Source organism: Arthrobacter sp. 10N43 (assembly GCF_056394525.1).
Genome location: NZ_JBFTIA010000014.1, coordinates 19,993 through 37,976 on the forward strand (window position 1 = coordinate 19,993; position 17,984 = coordinate 37,976).

Annotated in this window: 15 protein-coding genes; 7 read left to right on the forward strand and 8 right to left on the reverse strand. The window is 68.7% G+C overall.

Annotated features, from left to right (window positions below):
* Nucleotides 1-232: 232 nt before the first annotated feature.
* The 7 genes from AC1DDO_RS19470 (at nucleotide 233) to AC1DDO_RS19500 (ending at nucleotide 9,354) form a co-directional block, all read left to right on the forward strand.
* Nucleotides 233-1,645, forward strand: a complete 1,413-nt coding sequence (locus AC1DDO_RS19470; RefSeq protein ID WP_476972551.1) for a DUF6421 family protein — start codon at nucleotides 233-235, stop codon at nucleotides 1,643-1,645.
* Nucleotides 1,642-2,406 carry an SDR family oxidoreductase gene (locus AC1DDO_RS19475; protein ID WP_476972552.1) on the forward strand — a complete coding sequence of 255 codons (765 nt, stop codon included), beginning with the start codon at nucleotides 1,642-1,644 and terminating at the stop codon, nucleotides 2,404-2,406. The genes AC1DDO_RS19470 and AC1DDO_RS19475 overlap by 4 nt, the downstream gene beginning before the upstream one ends.
* 73 nt (nucleotides 2,407-2,479) lie before the next feature.
* Nucleotides 2,480-3,568, forward strand: coding sequence for a threonine aldolase family protein (locus tag AC1DDO_RS19480; RefSeq protein WP_476972568.1), 1,089 nt, complete (start codon nucleotides 2,480-2,482; stop codon nucleotides 3,566-3,568).
* A gap of 72 nt (nucleotides 3,569-3,640) precedes the next feature.
* Nucleotides 3,641-4,288: a DUF3000 domain-containing protein gene (locus AC1DDO_RS19485; protein WP_476972553.1), complete on the forward strand. Its 648-nt coding sequence runs from the start codon at nucleotides 3,641-3,643 to the stop codon at nucleotides 4,286-4,288.
* 61 nt (nucleotides 4,289-4,349) lie between these two features.
* Nucleotides 4,350-5,708: an HRDC domain-containing protein gene (locus AC1DDO_RS19490; protein ID WP_476869059.1), complete on the forward strand. Its 1,359-nt coding sequence runs from the start codon at nucleotides 4,350-4,352 to the stop codon at nucleotides 5,706-5,708.
* A gap of 149 nt (nucleotides 5,709-5,857) precedes the next feature.
* The gene (locus tag AC1DDO_RS19495; protein ID WP_476972554.1) at nucleotides 5,858-7,180 is read left to right on the forward strand and encodes a thiolase family protein; all 1,323 of its coding nucleotides are present in this window, start codon (nucleotides 5,858-5,860) and stop codon (nucleotides 7,178-7,180) included.
* The gene (locus AC1DDO_RS19500; protein ID WP_476972555.1) at nucleotides 7,177-9,354 is read left to right on the forward strand and encodes a 3-hydroxyacyl-CoA dehydrogenase NAD-binding domain-containing protein; all 2,178 of its coding nucleotides are present in this window, start codon (nucleotides 7,177-7,179) and stop codon (nucleotides 9,352-9,354) included. Before AC1DDO_RS19495 ends, AC1DDO_RS19500 begins: the two co-directional genes overlap by 4 nt.
* A gap of 132 nt (nucleotides 9,355-9,486) precedes the next feature.
* On the opposite strand, the gene AC1DDO_RS19505 is transcribed toward AC1DDO_RS19500, so the two are convergent.
* From AC1DDO_RS19505 to dxs, 8 genes are all read right to left on the reverse strand, one after another.
* Entirely contained in the window at nucleotides 9,487-11,055 is a 1,569-nt protein-coding gene (locus AC1DDO_RS19505) for an ABC transporter ATP-binding protein (protein ID WP_476869056.1), read from the reverse strand.
* Entirely contained in the window at nucleotides 11,052-11,810 is a 759-nt protein-coding gene (locus AC1DDO_RS19510; protein ID WP_476869055.1) for an energy-coupling factor transporter transmembrane component T, read from the reverse strand. The genes AC1DDO_RS19505 and AC1DDO_RS19510 overlap by 4 nt, the downstream gene beginning before the upstream one ends.
* Before the next feature lie 71 nt (nucleotides 11,811-11,881).
* Nucleotides 11,882-12,766 (reverse strand): ECF transporter S component, encoded by an 885-nt coding sequence (locus tag AC1DDO_RS19515; RefSeq protein WP_476869054.1) that lies wholly within the window; start codon nucleotides 12,764-12,766, stop codon nucleotides 11,882-11,884.
* 112 nt (nucleotides 12,767-12,878) lie between these two features.
* On the reverse strand, nucleotides 12,879-13,922 hold the full coding sequence (locus tag AC1DDO_RS19520) for a nucleoside hydrolase (RefSeq protein WP_476869075.1): 1,044 nt from the start codon (nucleotides 13,920-13,922) through the stop codon (nucleotides 12,879-12,881).
* Between the two features lie 86 nt (nucleotides 13,923-14,008).
* Nucleotides 14,009-14,986, reverse strand: coding sequence for an aldo/keto reductase (locus AC1DDO_RS19525; RefSeq protein ID WP_476869053.1), 978 nt, complete (start codon nucleotides 14,984-14,986; stop codon nucleotides 14,009-14,011).
* Nucleotides 14,987-15,048: 62 nt separating this feature from the next.
* Complete coding sequence (locus AC1DDO_RS19530) at nucleotides 15,049-15,267, reverse strand: helix-hairpin-helix domain-containing protein (protein WP_441409850.1); 219 nt, start codon at nucleotides 15,265-15,267, stop codon at nucleotides 15,049-15,051.
* A gap of 96 nt (nucleotides 15,268-15,363) precedes the next feature.
* Nucleotides 15,364-15,921, reverse strand: a complete 558-nt coding sequence (locus tag AC1DDO_RS19535) for a hypothetical protein (RefSeq protein ID WP_476869052.1) — start codon at nucleotides 15,919-15,921, stop codon at nucleotides 15,364-15,366.
* 75 nt (nucleotides 15,922-15,996) lie between these two features.
* The gene (gene dxs / locus AC1DDO_RS19540) at nucleotides 15,997-17,970 is read right to left on the reverse strand and encodes a 1-deoxy-D-xylulose-5-phosphate synthase (protein WP_476869051.1); all 1,974 of its coding nucleotides are present in this window, start codon (nucleotides 17,968-17,970) and stop codon (nucleotides 15,997-15,999) included.
* Nucleotides 17,971-17,984 lie beyond the last annotated feature (14 nt).

The following is a 17,984-nucleotide window of genomic DNA, read 5'->3' on the forward strand; positions in this document are numbered from 1 at the left end:
CGCGCCGGCAGCCAGTCCGGCGCCGCGCACTGCGGGTCCCTGCGGTTTCCCTGCAGGGGTCCGCAGTGGCCGGCAGGCCTCCCTTTCCTTCCGCTGGAACGGCTTCCCGGAATCACTTGCCACAGTCTTTCTTATGCTCAAGGCAATTTTGCATTAGGGCTCCTGTTTGCTTGCTACGCTCGATTTAGATTCAGCGACATGCTCCACAGCAACCAGAAAGGCGACGTCGACGATGACCACGACCGCTCTCACCGCCCCCGCCCCGATCACCTCCGGCAACCAGGAATGGCTGCGCCTCAAGGCTGCCGCCACCGCCCTGCAGGCCCTCCAGGTCAAGGACGGTTCCGTCCCGGATGCCGAAGCCCACGACGCCGCGGCCGGCCACGTCGCCACCATCACCGCCGCGATTTCGGCCCTGGCCCCGTCCTTCCCGCACGACGCCCGCTACCTGGATCTGCTCGTCACCGACTTTGGCCGGTGGGGCGACGGCGGGTTTGGCGTCCCGGACTTCCTGGATTCGCTCCAGGCCTTCCAGCCGCAGCAGCACCGGGTCAACGGACTCCAGCACCTCGTCGTGTTCCCGATGTACACCCAGAACGGCAGCAGCAGCCGCCTGGTCGAGGCCGTACTGATCGAGGTCATCTGGCCCGAATTCATCGGCGGCCTGGAAACGGGCGAGTACTCCAACAAGCTCTTCGTCCCGATCCGCTTCCTGGACTTCACGCCGGGCTACAACACCAACTCCGCCGTGCTCTTCCCCGAGACCGTCGCCGTCCGCGAGACCCCGACGTTCACGTGGGGCGCGATCTTCGCCGACCGCGAGGCCGCCCGTTTCCGCCGCGTCCTGCGCGCCGCCGCCGAGATCACGTCCCTGCAGCTGCCCGAGGACGCCGCCGCACTGCTGGAGGACCAGGAGCTGACGCAGGAAACGTTCGTCATGTGGGACCTCATCCACGACCGCACCCACATGCGCGGGGACCTGCCTTTCGACCCGTTCATGATCAAGCAGCGCATGCCGTTCTTCCTGTACTCGCTGGAGGAACTGCGCTGCGACCTCACCGCTTTCCGCGAATCGGTGAAGATCGAGAAGGACGAGGACGCTGATCCGGAGGCTCGCCGGCACGCCAAGCTTGTCCAGTACGCCGTGATCTTTGACCGCATCTTCCGCTTCGCCATCACCGGGACCCGCGTCCGCAACTATGACGGCCTCGGCGGCCAGCTCCTCTTCGCCTGGATGCACCAGCACCACGTCCTGCACTGGACCGACAGCAAGCTCAGCATCGACTGGGACGAGGCGGCCGACGTCGTGGTTGAACTCGCCGCGAAGATCGAGGAACTGTACTGGCGCTCGATCGACCGCCCCAAGATGGCCCACTGGCTCGCCGCCTACGAGCTCATCTCCGGCACGGTCACGCCCAACCCGGCCTCGGTGTGGGCCAAGGGTCCGGACGCCCTCCCGCTGGACGGCCCGCCCCGCGGCCTCACCGACCAGGTTCTCGACGACGAGTTCCCGCTGTCCATGTTCTACGAGGCCCTGGAGAAGAAAATGCGCCCGGTCATCGAATCCACGGCCGGCATCACCGGTTCCTCGGATACGGCGTCCTCCGACGCCAGCGCAGCCGCCCAGGCCCTGAACGCCGGATGAGCAACGGACGCACCTTGAACGTGCTGGTCACGGGCGGCAGCGGCCCCTCCGGGATCGCCACCGCCCGTGCCCTTCGCGACGCCGGCCACCGGGTCTTTACCGTCGGCTCCGATGCCGCCCGCATCGAGGCCGCCGCTGTCGAAGCCGGCAGCGGCGTCACCCCGCTGGTGAGCGACCTCGCAAGCCTGGCCGACGTCCAGGCCCTGCGGGCGAGCGTCGCCGGCATGGCCGGAAACGTCGACGGCGTCATCCACCTTGTGGGCGGCTGGCGCGGCGCGAAAGGCATCACGGACCAGAGCGACGACGACTGGGACTTCCTGGAGCGCAACGCCGTCACCACACTGAGGAACGTCACCCGCGTCTTCTTTGACGACCTCGCCGCCTCTGACACCGGACGCTTTGCCATGGTCTCCTCCACGGCAGTGAGTGCCCCGACGGCGGGCGGGGCCAGTTACGCCGCGGCCAAAGCCGCCGCCGAGGCCTGGACGCTGGCGGTCGCGGACGGGTTCAACCGGGTCCACGCTGCAGCCGCCGGCCCCGGCGCGACCGGGGATACCGCCGGCCAGGAAACCCCGGGAATTCACAGCGCCGCCGCCATTTTCGTGGTGAAGGCACTGGTTGACCCCGCAATGCGGGCCAAATCCCCGGAACGCACCTTCCCCGGCTTTACCGATGTCGAAGACCTGGCCGCGGCCGCCGTCGGGCTCTTCAGCACCCCGGCGGCCGAGCTGAACGGGCAGCGGCTGCCCCTGAGCCGCTGAACTGGCTCCTATTCAGCGGCGCGGACTTAGTCCCTGCGGCCCAACCTCTTAGACTGAAAGCGTGAGCAAAGCGATGACCAGCACAGTTGAAAATGCCCCTGCCAGCACTGCGGTGCGGCTCCACGATCCCTCAGTCCGCGGCTTCGCCTCGGACAACTATTCCGGCGTGCACCCGGAGGTCCTCGCGGCCCTGGCCGCAGCCAACGAAGGCCACCAGGTCTCCTACGGCGAAGACGACTACACCGCCCGCCTGCAGCACCTGATGGAAGACCACTTCGGCGAAGGCATCGAGTGCTTCCCGGTGTTCAACGGCACCGGCGCCAACGTCCTGTCCCTGCAGTCGCTGCTGCCGCGCTGGGGTGCCGTCATTTGCGCCTCCACCGCCCACATCAACATGGACGAAAACGGCGCACCGGAGCGCATCGGCGGCATCAAGCTGCTGCAGGTCCCCACCAGCGACGGCAAGCTCACCCCGGCACTGATCGACCAGGAAGCCTGGGGCTGGGGCGACGAGCACCGCGCCCAGCCGCTGGCCGTGTCCATCACGCAGACCACCGAGCTTGGCACCTGCTACACCCCGGACGAGGTCCGCGCCATCGCCGAGCATGTCCACTCCAAGGGCATGAAACTGCACATGGACGGTGCCCGGCTGGCCAACGCCGCAGCCCACCTGGGCGTCCCGCTGCGGGCCTTCACCCGCGACGCCGGCGTGGACATCCTCTCCTTCGGCGGCACGAAGAACGGCCTGCTGTTCGGCGAAGTTGTCATCGCGCTGAACCCGGAAGCCGCCCACGGCCTGATCTACCTGCGCAAGATGAACATGCAGCTGGCGTCCAAGATGCGCTTCATGTCCGCCCAGTTCATTGCCCTGCTCGAGGGGGACCTGTGGCTGCGGTCGGCCTCGCACGCCAATGCCATGGCCGCCCGGCTGCGCGCTGGCGTCGAGGGGATCCCCGGCGTCGAACTGAGCCAGAAAACCGAGTCCAACGGCGTCTTCGCCGTCCTGCCTGCCGGCGTCGCGGACCGGCTGCGCAAGTCCTTCCGCTTCTACGACTGGAACGAGGCGGCCCGCGAGGTCCGCTGGATGTGCTCCTTTGACACCACCGAGGAAGACGTTGATTCCTTCATCGCGGCCATCAAGCGCGAGCTCGCGGCCGCCTGAGCCGTGCACGGCTTCCCCTGCCCGGCGGCGAGTCTGCCGGGCAGGGGCCCGGCCGTTGCATAACCTTCCAAGGTGAGCTCCCTCGATCAGGTCCCGGCAGATTTCCTCTTCGCCTTGGGGACCCTTCGACAGGCACGCTGCCGCAGCGAGCTCCACCTGGACGAGATTCCTGCACCGTCGCGGCTGGCGCCGTTCGCCGTGGCCTTGGGAGCCGAGGTCATCGGCCCCGGCGGTGCCCCCGCCAGTGGCCCCGTCCACGGCCCGGCCGCCGCAGCCCTGGCACGGGCATCGGGCAGTGACGACGTCGAACTGGCCACCGGCCGTTTCATCCTGCTCCACGATCCGGACGGTTCTGCCGTGTGGGACGGGGAGTTCAGGATTGTCACCTACATCCGTGCCCAGCTGGAACCCGAAATGGGCAACGACGCACTCCTGGGATCCGTGGCGTGGGACTGGCTGGTCGAGGCGCTGGAAAACCACCAGGCCCCCTACCGCTCCGCCGGCGGCACGGCCACCAGGGTGCTCTCGGAGAGCTTTGGCACGCTGTCCGACCGCCCGGATTCGATCGACATTGAACTCCGGGCCTCCTGGACACCGGCCACCCCGGATATCACCTCGCACCTGGAGGCGTGGTCTGACATGGTCTGCACGTTCGCCGGACTGCCGCCGCTGCCCGAGGGTGTAACGGCCCTTCCCAGGCGCCCCCGCGGACACGCATGAGGCGCATGTCCGGCCACGGTCACGGCCTTATACGCCATGTTGTCGGTAAACTGTAGAGACCATGACCCCTCAAAATCCGGAAATCAGCACGGCCGGCGCCATGCGCAACACTGCCGAAGCCACTGACACCACAGCCCACATCACGGTGGAAGGCTTCGACAGCCTGGTCCCTGAAGTGATCGACCTCGACGTACCCCGCGACGGCGTGCCACTGGTGATTGAAACCCAGTCCGGACTCGAACGCTGCGCGGCAGCCCTCGCAGCCGGCCACGGCCCTGCGGGCGTCGACGCGGAACGGGCCTCAGGCTTCCGCTACGGCCAGCGCGCCTTCCTGGTCCAGATCAGGCGCGAAGGCTCGGGGACCTGGCTGATCGATCCCGAACCGTTCGGGGACCTGGGCATCATCCATGACGCTCTGCGCGGTGTCGAATGGATCCTGCACGCCGCCAGCCAGGACCTGCCCTGCTTGTCCGAGCTCGGCATGTGGCCGGACAAGCTCTTTGACACCGAGCTCGCCGCGCGCCTGGCCGGGCTGCCCCGGGTGGGCCTGGCCGCAGTCATCGAACAGCTCCTGGGCTTCGGCCTGGCCAAGGAACACTCCGCCGCCGACTGGTCCACCCGCCCGCTGCCCGAACCGTGGCTGCGCTATGCCGCGCTCGACGTCGAAGTCCTGACCGAACTGCGCGAGGAACTGATCGAACTCCTCGTGGCCGACGGAAAACTGGAGTACGCCGAGCAGGAATTCGCCGCCATCCTCGAGGCCGGACAGGCCCCGCCGCGCGTTGATCCGTGGCGCAAGACGTCCGGACTGCACCAGATCCGTGACCGCCGCCAGCTGGCAGCGGTCCGGGAGCTGTGGCTGGAACGCGATTCCCTGGCCCAGAAACGCGACGTCGCCCCGGGCCGGCTGATCCCCGACTCCGCGCTGGTCGCCGCCGCCAAGGCCATGCCTTCCACGGTCCCCCAGCTTCTTGGCACCAAGGGCTTCCATGGCCGCGCCGCCCAGCGCGAGGCCCCCCGCTGGCTGCGGTGCATCAGCACGGCAAGGGCCTTGGAGGACCTGCCGCCGCTGCACCTGCCCACCAACGCTCCCCCGCCCCCGCGCGTCTGGGCGGACCGGGATCCGGAGGCGGCCGCCAGGCTCGCCACCGCGCGCCCGAAACTCCAGGCCAGGGCCGAGGAACTGAACCTGCCGGTGGAAAACCTGCTCACTCCGGACTACCTGCGCCGTGTCGCGTGGCGTCCGCCGGCAGAACTCAGCGAGGAAGGCGTGGCCGAGGAACTGGCAAACCTCGGCGCGCGCCAGTGGCAGATCGAAATTACCGCCCCGCTGATCGCAGAGTCCTTCCTGCACCCCGAGCCGCTGCCCGCGAAGGAGCCCAAGGCCCCCGCCGAGGCGCCATCGCGTTCCACGGTCTAGGAAATCTGCCCGGGACCCCTCCCCACCTCCTTGCCAGCTATGTTACTGGCGAGTAACATGATTCATGATGTCGCCCGGATCCCTCCTGCCAGTGGCAAGCCCTGCCACCGGCACGGGTCCGGCAACCATGTCTCAATGAGGAGTCCCACGTGAGCGAAGCCCACACCAGCGGAAAAACCAGCAGCGCCCGCCCCCGGGCCATTCGCGAGGTCGTCTTTGTCGACGGCGTCCGAACCCCCTTCGGCCGCGCAGGCGAAAAAGGCATATACGCCGGCACCCGCGCCGACGACCTCGTGGTCAAGTGCATCCGCGAACTGATGCGCCGCAACCCCTCCCTTCCGGCAGACCGGATCGACGAGGTCGCAATCGCGGCCACCACCCAGACGGGCGACCAGGGCCTGACCATCGGCCGCACGGCCGCCCTGCTGGCCGGACTCCCGAGGACCGTGCCCGGCTTTGCGATCGACCGCATGTGCGCCGGCGCCATGACGGCGGTAACCACGACGGCGAGCGGCATCGGCTTCGGCGCGTACGACGTCGTGATTGCCGGCGGCGTGGAACACATGGGCAACCATCCGATGGGCGCCGGCGCGGACCCCAACCCGCGCTTCATGTCCGAAAGGATCGTGGACCCGGCAGCCCTGAACATGGGCAACACGGCCGAGAACCTGCACGACCGCTTCCCTGCCATCACCAAAGACCGCACCGACGCCTACGCCGTCGCCTCGCAGGACAAGCTCGCCGCTGCCTACGCCAACGGCCAGATCCAGCCCGGTCTGGTACCCGTCGCCACGATGAAGCCGGGCCAGGGCTGGACCGTCAACACCGTGGACGAACCGCCGCGCCCCGGAACCTCGGTCGAAGACCTTGCCGCCCTCAAGACCCCGTTCCGTGCCCACGGCCGGGTCACCGCGGGCAACGCCGCCGGGCTCAATGATGGCGCCACAGCTGCCCTGCTGGCATCCGCCGACACCGCCGAGGAACTCGGCCTGCCCGTCAGGATGCGCCTGGTCGCCTACGCCTACGCCGGCGTGGAACCCGAGGTGATGGGCATCGGCCCCGTCCCGGCCACCGAAAAGGCACTCAAGAACGCCGGCCTCGGCATCGGGGACATCGGCCTCTTCGAGATCAACGAGGCCTTCGCCGTCCAGGTCCTGAGCTTCCTGGACCACTTCGGGATCGCCGACGACGACCCCCGCGTCAACCGCTACGGCGGCGCGATCGCCGTCGGGCACCCGCTCGCCTCCTCCGGGGTCCGGCTGATGAACCAGCTGGCCCGGCAGTTCGAGGAGGACCCCTCGGTCCGCTACGGCATGACCACCATGTGCATCGGCCTGGGCATGGGCGCCACCGTAATCTGGGAGAACCCGCATCACGCGGACTACGGCACGGATGCACCTGCCAGCCAGGCACCCGACACCGACGCAACCCCGGCCGAGACCACCGCCACCGAGACTGGAGCCACAGCATGAGCGCCGCTGATTTCCGCAAGCTTGCCGATCTCTTCCCCAACGAGACGGTCACCCACTCCTACGTTCAGGACATCGAGCTGCCGCCCGTCGACGGGAAGAGCCCCGGCACCTTCGCGCTGGTCACGCTGGACAACGGCCTGGACCACTCCAAGCCCACCACCCTCGGTCCGAACACCCTGATTGAACTCGGCACCGTCCTGGAAGGGCTCAAGGAACGCGCAGCCCGCGGCGAGCTTGCCGGCGTCGGGGTCACCGGCAAGCCGTACTTCCTCGTGGCCGGCGCCGACCTCTCCACGGTCAAGTCGGTCAGCGGACGCGAGCAGGGCCGGTGGATGGCCCAGCTCGGCCACGACGTCTACGCCACGCTGGCCAACCTGGGCGTGCCAAGCTTCGCGTTCATCAACGGCCTGGCCCTGGGCGGCGGCCTGGAGATTGCCCTGCAGTCCACCTACCGCACAGTCTCCACCGGCGCCGGCGCCCTGGCCCTGCCCGAGGCGTTCATCGGACTGATCCCGGGCTGGGGCGGGGTCTACATCCTGCCGCGGCTGATCGGGCCCGAGAACGCGCTCAAGGTGATGATCGAAAACCCGCTCAGCAACAACCGCACGCTCACCGGGCCGCAGGCCTACGAACTCGGCGTGGCTGACGCGATGTTCGAACCGGCCGACTTCATCGAGCAGTCCGTCGCGTGGGCAGCACAGGTCATTGCCGGCGCGGTGGTGCCGGAGCGGTCCAACGCCGTCGACCCCTCCGACCCCGACGTCGCGGCCCGCTGGGCGGCCGCCGTCGCCAAGGGCCGTGGCTTTGTGGAGGCCAAGACCTCCAACGCCTCGCCGGCGCCAGCCAAGGTCCTGGACGTCATGGAAGCCAACCGCACCATGACCCAGGCACAGTCCGCCGAGCTCGAATGCGAGACCCTGGCGGACCTCATGCAGACCGACGAGTTCCGCTCCACGGTCTATGCCTTCCTGGACCTCGTGCAGCGCCGCGCCAAGCGCCCGGCCGGCGCCCCGGACCGCAAGCTCGCGCGCCCGGTGACCAAGATCGGCGTCGTGGGCGCCGGGCTGATGGCCAGCCAGCTGGCCCTGCTCTTCGCCCGCCAGCTCAAGGTTCCGGTGGTGCTGACGGACATCGACCAGGTCCGGGTGGACAAGGGTGTGGGCTACGTCCACGCCGAGGTGGACAAGCTGCTGGCGAAGGGACGGATCAGCCCCGACGCCGCCAACCGGACCCGCGCGCTGGTCACGGGATCGGTTTCCAAGGAGGCCTTCGCCGACGCCGACTTCGTCATCGAGGCCGTGTTCGAGGAACTCAACGTCAAGAAGCAGGTCTTCAAGGAGGTCGAGGCGATCGTCTCGGCAGAGTGCATCCTCGCGACCAACACCTCCTCGCTGTCAGTGACCGCGATGGCCGAAGACCTGGAACACCCCGAACGACTGGTGGGCTTCCACTTCTTCAACCCGGTGACCGTCATGCCGCTGCTGGAGATCGTCCGCGCCCCGAAGACCGACGACGCCGTGCTGGCCACCGCGTTCGAGCTCGCCAAGGGGCTCAAGAAGTCAGCCGTGCTGGTCAAGGACGCCCCGGCGTTTGTGGTCAACCGCATCCTGCTGCGTCTCATGGGCGAGGTGACCGCGGCCTTCGACGAGGGCACCCCCGCCGAGGTGGCGGATAACGCGCTGCGCCCGATGGGACTGCCGATGACGCCGTTCGTCCTCGGCGCCATGGTGGGCCTGCCGGTCGCGCAGCACGTCCAGGAATCCCTGCACGCCGCCTTCCCCGACCGCTTCACCGTCTCGCGGAACCTCCAGGCGCTGATCGACAACGGCGTGAAGTCCATCTGGGCCGTCCAGAACGGGGCGCCGCAGCCGGGTCCGGACGGCCAGCCGTTCATCCCGGCCGAAACCCTGGCGCTGATGTCCTTCGGGAGCACGCCGTCCACCGGCAAGGAGGTGCTGCGACGGACGCAGGACGCGCTGGCGCAGGAAATCGGACTCATGCTCGAGGAAGGCGTGGTGGCTGGACCCGAGGACATCGACCTCTGCATGATCCTGGGCGCCGGCTGGCCGATGTTCCTGGGCGGCATCACGCCGTACCTCGACCGCGTCGGGGCCTCGGAGCGGGTCAACGGCAAGAAGTTCCTGGCACCCGGAGTGGCGTCCGCACCGGCGTAGGGCCGGCAAAGGAAGCAGCGCGGCCTGGCTCCTTGCGGCGCCGTCGTCTGGACTTTCGTCCGGGCGGCGGCGCCGCTTTCGATTGAGGCGCGTGTGTTGGGCGCGCGCGGCAATCACTGTCCGGGAAACGGCCTAGATCTCGCTCAGCCGGCCGCCCTTGAGTTCCAGGACACGGTGCGCGTTCTTTCGTGCGTAGGCGAGGTCGTGGGTAACCATGACGACGGCGGTCCCCCGCGCTGCCGCGGCGTTTACGGCCCGTCCCAGATGTTCGAGGCCGTGCCGGTCCAGCCCGACTGTGGGCTCGTCCAGGGCCAGCACCGCCGGTTCACGGGCCAGGACCGTGGCGAGGGCGAGCAGCCGTTGCCGGGAGGAAGAGAGTTCGGCCGGGTGGACCGCCTCCATCCCCGACAATCCCACCGCGGCCAGCGCCGCCCGGGCCTTCCCCAGCGCCTCGGCTTTCCCGAACAGCTGCCTGAGCCCGAACGCGGCTTCGCGCAGGAGCGTCCGTTCGAACAGCTGGTCCCGGGGGTGTTGGAACAACAGGCCCATGGAGGCGGCTGCTGCTCCCACCGGCACGCCGGAGATGCTGCGCCCGCAGACGAGCACCTCCCCCGCTGAGGGCCGGAGCAATCCGTTGAAGTGGCGCAGCAATGTCGATTTGCCGGCCCCGTTGGGCCCGGTCACGGCGATGATCTCCCCTGGGAACACGGCGAAGTCCACGTCCCGGAGAACCCAGTCCTGCGCACCGGTCCCACACCGCCGCGGGTCCTGCCCGTAGCCAAACCCCACCCGGCGCAATTCGAGCGATGCGGGCCCGGGACTGCCGGGGCCAATGGCGTCGGGACCGCTAGCCTTCAATCCTGAAACACCGAATCCCGAAACACCGAATCCTGAAACACCGAATCCCGCAACGCCCGCGCCGGTGCCGTCGACAACACCAGAGCGCCCCAGCTCGGCCGAACCCGCCAGTTGTGCCGGCGCTCCCGCCGCGGTCACCGTCCCGCCGTCGAGAACGCTCCAGTGCGTGGCTTCCCCGGCGAGCCGGTCCACCGCCTGGCTCAACACGACGACGCCGGTGCCCGTGCGGCAGAGGCTGCGGACAAGCTCCTCAATCTGTGCTGCCCCGGCCGCGTCGAGCGATGCCAGCGGCTCGTCCAGGATGAGAACCTCCGGTTCTCCAATGACGGCGCAGCCCACGGCGAGCCTGCGCAACTCTCCCCCGGACAGGGTGGCCGGGTCCCGGTCCAGCAGGTCCGTCAATCCCGTGCGCGCGGCCGTCCGCTCCACCGCACGGAGCATGTCCGCCCGCGGTGTTGCGTGGTTTTCCAGGCCGAAGGCCAGCTCCTCCGCGACTGTGGCCCGCACGGTGGAGAGCATGGCCGCTGGGTCCTGGGGTACGAAGGCCACGCGACGGGACCATTCGGCGGGGTTGATCCGGGGATCCTCTGGCGTGCCGTGGAACTCCAGTAAGGTGTCGTCGAGTTCCAGGCTGCCGCGGAATTGTCCCGCGTGGCCGGCGCGGAGCCAGCCCGCCAGCAGTTTGCCCAGCGTGGATTTCCCGCTTCCGGAGCCGCCCAGGACGGCGGTCAGGGTACCCGGGGTGACCGAAATCGCCGCGTCGGCCAGGACAGGCGTGTCCTCGCCGTGGAACGTGAATGCCTCGATCCGGATCCGCAGCGCCGTCCCGGTGGTCGCGGTCATGACGGCGCCCCGGCGGGCCAGGAGGCAATAATCCGCACGGCGACGGCGGCTGCCGTGAGCACCAGGGCTGCGGCCCGGAACAACCGCTGGGCGGGCGGGTCCACTACGTCGCGGTAGCTGGTCCGGGGACCCGGGCTGCCGAAGCCGCGGGCGTCGAGCGCCTGGGCGCGGCTGCCGGCGTCGTCGATCAGGGCGAGGACCAGCGGCACCATCTGCAGGCGGAGAGCCCCGAGGCGGGACAGCAGGCCACGCCGGACCACCAGTCCGCGCGTTTCCTGGGCCTGCCGGATCCGGTCCAGGCGGCCTACGACGGCGGGCAGGAGCGTGAGGGTGGAGGCCAGCACGAAGCCGAACTGCGGCGGGATCCTGCGCGCGGCGAGGGCGGAGACGAGGTCGGGAACGCTCACGGTGAAGGAGAAGAGCAGGAACACCAGGACGCAGGCAGTGGTCCGGGTTCCGAGCTCCAGCGCGAACGCGAGGCCTTCGGCCGTGACCCGGGCGGGGCCCCACTGGGCCAGGACAGTCTGGCCTTCGGGGAAGAACAGGCCGTGCAGCACCAGCAAGGACAGCAACAGCGGAGTCAGGATCACCGCCGCGGCCGGCAGGACCCGGCCCGCGACTCCACGGCGCGCGGCGAGGACCGCCGCGACGAGTGCCACGGCGACAGACAGCGGCCAGCTGGCGGCCGCCGTCGTGATGACGGCGGTACAGGCGGCCGCGGTCAGCGCGGTGAGGGGGTGGAGGCGCGCTTTCATGGAGGAAGTGTCATGGAGGGAACGTCATCGAGGATTCGTCACCGTGTCACTGTGTCAGGCAGTCACAGGTCTCAGGCGTCCGGCGTTGAGTGTGTTGCCGGGGCTGCAGGGGCTACTGATGTTGCCGGGGCTGCTGGCGTTGCCGGCGTCGCCGGGGCCTTGCCGGCGAGCACCCGGTAGCGCCGCACGAACGGGAACTGAAAGGTGGTCCGGCGGGGCAGGGCGTAGGCCAGCAGCGCTGCGATCGTGAACACGATCGCCTTGTCCATGGGGTCAGAAATCAGTGCCTGCTTGGTGATGGCGGCCAGGAGTGTGTCCCCCATGGCGCGGAAGGCGCTGACGATCGCTCCCGTACCCAGGCCAGAGGTGCCGCCGAAGACGAACGCGGCGATCGGTGCGGAGACGACGCCGGCGAGGATGCCGGTGGCGAAGCCGGCGAAGGGGGCGAGGTAGAAACGGCGGAACAGGCCCCCGCGGGCGGCCATGCCGGCCAGGAAACCGATAAGGGCCGCACCGGCGGCGAACGGCAGGACGGTGGGGTTGAAGAAGGACCAGACGATACTGCTCAGCGCCCCCGTGGCGGCGCCGGCGGCGGGGCCGGCGAGGACGGCGATCAGGACGGTGCCGATCGCGTCGATGTAGAACGGCAGGCCCGTGCTGCCCATGAGCTGTCCGAGGACTACGTTCAGGACCAACGCCACGGGGATCAGGACCAGGGTGGAGGTGGGCAGTACGGGCACGACGGCCACAATCAGCAGCACCGCACCAAGCAGGAAGCCGCCCAGGGCCACAAGTGCCGAGAAGCTCGACGGGCCGTTGGCGATGTCCGCCGGCTGGGTCAGGACCAGGAAGATGTAGGTGGCGGCGATCGCGGCGGCACCTGCGATTTCGAGCAGGCGGCGGCCGCGCCCGGCCGCCTGTCCAGGGGCAGTGACGGTAAGTGCTGGCTGTGACATGGGGGGTGGTCCTTCGGCTGGGTGCGACAAGATCCGCCTCATGTCACCTCGGCGCAGCTACCATCTTAGCGATCCGCTGACAGGCCGGGAACTCCCTCCGGCCGGCCCAGCCTCAGGCCGTCGGTGACGTCGAGGTCGCTGACCCCGTGCCCACGTCGCGCGCGAGGGAGCCGATCGAGGAAATCAGCTCGTCGAAACAGCGCGCCGGGATGTTGTCGGAGACAATCCTGGCGTTCGGCGGCAGGCCCCACAGCCCGCGGTAGTCGGCCACCGTGGTGCCGATCAGCAGCGGGGCGTCCGTTTCGACGTCGACCGTGGCCAGCCGGGTGGCGAATGGCGTCCGGCCCGCGGCGACGCAGGCCGCGAAGGCGTCGTGCACGTGCGCCACGTAGCCCTGGTCGTAGAGCCGGTGGAACTCCATGTAAAAGCGCAGGGCGTCGGACAGGCAGGCGACCAGGGGGTTGCCGGACAGGCTGCGCTGGCCTTCGGGCTGCTCTGGAAGGACGAGTTCAGGCTCCGGCGCGCCGGCGGCCTCGCCGAGCTGGCGCAGGTGCTCCGGGTGCATTTCGATCCGCTCGGTCATTTCCAGGGCGCACAGGATCGGCAGTTTGTCCTCGGGCAGGCCGCGGTAGGCGGCAAACACTTCCTTGGCGGCATGCGGGTCCACCGAAGTGTTCCACTCGGCCGTCGGCGTCGTGTTGCCCTGGTAGTAGAAGCACCCGCCCATGATGACGAGCCCCTTGAGCAGCCGCGGGAGTTCGGGTTCGCGGCGCAGGGCCAGCGCGAAGTTGGTCAGCGGGCCGGTAATCAGGCCTGTGATCTCCCCCGGGTGCGCCCGCACCTCTTCCACCCAGACGTCGACGGCGTGCCTTGCCGAGATCTGCTGCGCCGGCGGCGGCAGCTCGGCGTAGCCGATCCCCTGCGGCCCGTGGGTTTCCTCGGTGGTGACCAGCGGGATCTCCAGCGGGACCTCGGCGCCGATGGCCACCTCCACACCCTCGCGGCCGCACAGTTCGAGCAGGGCCAGGCTGTTCATCGCCACCTGCCGCGCCCCAACGTTCCCGGCCGTGCAAGTGATCGCCTGGAGGCGCACCTCCGGCCGGGACAGCAGGTAGACCAGGGCCAGGGCGTCATCGATCCCGGTGTCGAGGTCCATCAGGATCGACTGGGTGGCGGCCGGGACCGCTGCCGTGGTGCCCAGGGCCGGGCCGTTCAGAGCTGGATCGTTCACAGCTGGATCGTTCAGAACAGCGCCACCTTGGGCGTGCGCGGGAAAAGGTCGTCCAGTTCGGCAAGATCGGCATGGCTGGGGATCCAGGCGACGGCGGCGGCATTCTGGCGCACCTGCTCCGGGGTGGTGGCGCCGGCGATGACGCTGCTGACGGACGGCTGGGCGGCAAGCCACGAGAACGCCACCTGGACCTCGTTGAGCCCGCGCGCGGCGGCGAACTCGCCGAAGGCGCCCAGCTGTTCCCAGTCGGCGTCGTGGACCAGGTTGGTGCGTGTGTGGCTGAGCCGGGAGCCCTCGGGGGCGGCGCCCTTGGAGTATTTTCCGGTGAGCAGGCCGTTGGCGAGCGGGAAGTACGGCAGGACACCCAGGCCGTAGGCCTCGGCCGCAGGGGTCACCTCGAGTTCGGCGCGGCGGTCCAGGAGGTTGTAGTGGTTCTGGCTGGAGATGAAGCGTGCTCCCCCGCGGGCGCGGGCCACGAACTCGGCTTCGGCGAGCTGCCAGCCGGCCCGGTTGGAGTGGCCGATGTAGCGGACTTTGCCGCTGGTCACGAGGTCGTCCAGGGCGGCCAGCGTCTCGTCGATAGGGGTCAGCGGGTCCGGGGTGTGGAACTGGTAAAGGTCGATCCAGTCCGTGCCGAGCCGGCGCAGGGAGGCTTCCGCTGCTTTGATGATGTAGCGGCGGGATCCGCGCGCGCGGAAGTCCTCGCCGTTGGCGCCGCGCATGTCCATGCCGAATTTGGTGCCAATGACGGCGTCGCCGCGGCGGGCGCCAAGGGCCTGGCCAAGCATGGACTCGCTGAGCCCGGGTTCCCGGCCGTAGGTATCGGCGACGTCAAAGAAGGTGATCCCGGCGTCCAGTGCCGCGTGCACGACGGCGTCCGTACCCTCCTGCGATTCAGTCACAGTCCCGGAGCGGCCCAGGTTATTGCACCCAAGCCCCACGACCGAGACGGACAGTCCGGAATTTCCCACGCGGCGGTATTCAGTCATGGAATCAGCCTATATCGACCAGACCGGCATCCCGTTCAAGCCCGCCGCGGGCGGCAGTGCCACTACCCTGCCGGCAGTTCCAGCCCGTGCTCGTCCATGGCGTCCTGGAGTTGCGCGACGGTGCGCGGGCAGACGCCCGGCATGCCGGCAAGCCGGCGCCGGCCAAGCTCCACGAGGTGTTCGAGGGTTTCGACCCCCGCGTGCGCGAGCGACTTGCGCGCCGGCGCGTCCAGACCCGCCGGGAGAGGAGTGCAGCCTGGTTTCGTGGTTTTTCGCGTCATTGCGTTCCCTTCCAGTCGGATCCCCCAAATTGATGTGAGCCGTGCCCGGCTCCCTACAGGTGATGCCCAAACAGGTAATGCGCAAACAGGTAATGCCTAGAGCGTGAAGCTGTTGGCCGGCTTCGGCGAGTGCTTAAGCTTGAAGGTCTCTTCGCCATAGTGCGCGGCGCCGATGCTCAGCTTGGTGAAGTCCAGGTCCTCGCCCCGGATGCAGACCTTGATGGCGTTGACCGTCTTGTTGACGTCGGGCGTGAGGCAGAAGATGTTGAGCCGCGCGTCGGAAAACTCGCTGCGGTCCACAATCCCCAGGCCCCGCCAGGCCAGGTGGCTGATGAGGGCGTCTTTGGCCTTTTCCTCGAGATAACGGTCGCGGCTGGTCCCGTCCTTGGTCTTAAGCGCGTACTGGGCCACCACCCAGGACTGCTCCTCCACCGGGATTTCGGCGTAGCCGTCCTCGGCGCACTGCACCGCGAAGGCGTCCATGAGTCGCTCGGCGGCCTCGGCGTCCACGACGTCGGTCTCATCGGTCTTGCTCTGGTGTCCCACGACGCCGTGGTTCATCACGAACTGGCTGTAGTCCTCGTCAAACCAGGCTTCCCTGAACTGCAGGATGCCCTCTTCGTCACGTTTGTAAACCCTGATAATTCCACTCATATGCCAGTTCCTTCCTGGGCCGTCCGGCGCCGGAAGTGATGGCGCCGTACGGGTTGTGCTCAACAGATGTGCTGGCTACAGCAGCGGCAGGCTGCCGGTGCTGGGGTGTTCCTGGCCGGGCAGGGGACGCGCAAACGGCACCTTGGTGCCCAATACCTGGGCGACGACGTCGTGCGTGATCTGCTGGGCAGTCATCCCGACGCGTTCGAGCACCTGGCTGCGGGTGCCGTGATCGAGGAACTCCACCGGGAGGCCGACCTCGTTGAGGGCGGTGTCCACGCCGGCGGCCCGCATCTCCTGGCGGATCCGGGAACCGACGCCGCCGGCCCGCACACCGTCCTCGATGCAAATGACCAGGCGGTGGCTTGCGGCGAGGTCGATGATGGACCGCCGGACCGGGAGGACCCAGCGGGGGTCCACCACCGTGGAACTGATGCCCTGGGCGCCGAGCCGGTTGGAGACGTCCAGCGCGAGTTCGGACATTGCGCCCACGCTGACAATCAGGACGTCGTTCTCGCTGGAACCCTCGGGGCGGCGGGCCAGTACATCCACCCCGTCGTCCAGGCGCTCGACGGCCTCGACTTCGGCGCCGACGCTGCCCTTGGAATAGCGGATCACGCTGGGGGCGTCTTCAATGGCCACGGCCTCGCGCAGTTCCTCCCGCAAGCGGGTGGCGTCGCGCGGTGCCGCGAGGTGCAGCCCGGGGACGATCTGGACCATGGCCATGTCCCACATGCCATGGTGGCTGGCGCCGTCGGGTCCGGTGACGCCGGCCCGGTCCAGGACGATCGTGACACCGGCTTTGTGCAGGGCCACATCCATCAGCAGCTGGTCGAACGCACGGTTCAGGAATGTCGCGTAGACCGCGACCACCGGGTGCAGTCCCCCGAACGCCATGCCGGCGGCGGAGGTGAGGGCGTGCTGTTCGGCGATGCCGACGTCGAATACCCGCTCCGGGTGCCGGGCGGCGAACTTGTGCAGTCCGACCGGAATCAGCATGGCCCCGGTGATGCCGACGATGTCCTTGCGTTCGTCGGCGATGTCGGCGATTTCATCGGCGAAGACCGCGGTCCAGGATTTGGCGCCGCCGGCCTCGGTGGGTGCGCCGGTCTCTGGATCGATGATCCCCACGGCATGGAACTGGTCCGCCTCGTGGGCGCGGGCCGGGGCGTAGCCGTGGCCCTTTTCCGTCATGGCGTGCACGATCACTGGGCCGGCGTAGTTCCGGGCAGTGGAGAGGGCGTTTTCCATGGCCTGGAGGTTGTGGCCGTCGACGGGACCGATGTATTTCATGCCGAGGTCCTCGAACATGCCCTGCGGGGCCCACCAGTCCTTGATGCCCTTCTTCATGGCGTGCAGGCTCTTGTACGTGAACTGGCCCGCAGGCCCGCCGTTCTGCAGTTTCCGCTTCCACCAATCGAGGGTGCCTTCGTAGGAGGGGGCAGCGCGTAGGGAGTCGATTGTGGGGCGCAGGGACGCGAGGTGGTCGGCCAACCCGCCGACGGTCGGGGCGTAGGAGCGGCCGTTGTCGTTGACCACAATCACCACCCGGCGCTTCTTGTCCGCCGCGATGTTGTTGATGGCCTCCCAGGCCATGCCGCCGGTCAGGGCGCCGTCGCCCACCACCGCGACGACGAAGCGGTCGCCGTCGCCGGTCAGCTGCCGGGCACGGGAGATGCCGTCGGCCCAGGACAGTGACGAGGACGCGTGTGAGCTTTCGACGATGTCGTGCTCGGATTCTCCGCGGTCGGGGTAGCCGGACAGGCCGCCCTGCTGGCGAAGCGTGCTGAAGTCCTGCCGTCCGGTGAGGAGCTTGTGCACGTAAGACTGGTGCCCTGTGTCGAAAACGATGCTGTCGCGGGGGGAATCGAAGATCCGGTGCACCGCGATGGTGAGCTCGACGACGCCGAGGTTCGGGCCCAGGTGCCCTCCCGTTTGGGAGACGTTGCCAATCAGGAAGTCCCTGACTTCGGCTGCCAGCTGTTCCAGCTGCGCCTCGGACAACTTACTCAGGTCCTGCGGATTCCGGATGGTGTCCAAGATTCCCAACGGCCCCTCCTTCG

Coding starts and splice junctions, on each gene's coding strand:
- AC1DDO_RS19470 (WP_476972551.1), top strand. CDS start 233: ATGACCACGACCGCTCTCACCGCCCCCGCCCCGATCACCTCCGGCAAC.
- AC1DDO_RS19475 (WP_476972552.1), top strand. CDS start 1,642: ATGAGCAACGGACGCACCTTGAACGTGCTGGTCACGGGCGGCAGCGGC.
- AC1DDO_RS19480 (WP_476972568.1), top strand. CDS start 2,480: ATGACCAGCACAGTTGAAAATGCCCCTGCCAGCACTGCGGTGCGGCTC.
- AC1DDO_RS19490 (WP_476869059.1), top strand. CDS start 4,350: ATGACCCCTCAAAATCCGGAAATCAGCACGGCCGGCGCCATGCGCAAC.
- AC1DDO_RS19500 (WP_476972555.1), top strand. CDS start 7,177: ATGAGCGCCGCTGATTTCCGCAAGCTTGCCGATCTCTTCCCCAACGAG.
- AC1DDO_RS19505 (WP_476869056.1), bottom strand. CDS start 11,055: ATGACCGCGACCACCGGGACGGCGCTGCGGATCCGGATCGAGGCATTC.
- AC1DDO_RS19510 (WP_476869055.1), bottom strand. CDS start 11,810: ATGAAAGCGCGCCTCCACCCCCTCACCGCGCTGACCGCGGCCGCCTGT.
- AC1DDO_RS19515 (WP_476869054.1), bottom strand. CDS start 12,766: ATGTCACAGCCAGCACTTACCGTCACTGCCCCTGGACAGGCGGCCGGG.
- AC1DDO_RS19520 (WP_476869075.1), bottom strand. CDS start 13,922: ATGGACCTCGACACCGGGATCGATGACGCCCTGGCCCTGGTCTACCTG.
- AC1DDO_RS19525 (WP_476869053.1), bottom strand. CDS start 14,986: ATGACTGAATACCGCCGCGTGGGAAATTCCGGACTGTCCGTCTCGGTC.
- AC1DDO_RS19530 (WP_441409850.1), bottom strand. CDS start 15,267: ATGACGCGAAAAACCACGAAACCAGGCTGCACTCCTCTCCCGGCGGGT.
- AC1DDO_RS19535 (WP_476869052.1), bottom strand. CDS start 15,921: ATGAGTGGAATTATCAGGGTTTACAAACGTGACGAAGAGGGCATCCTG.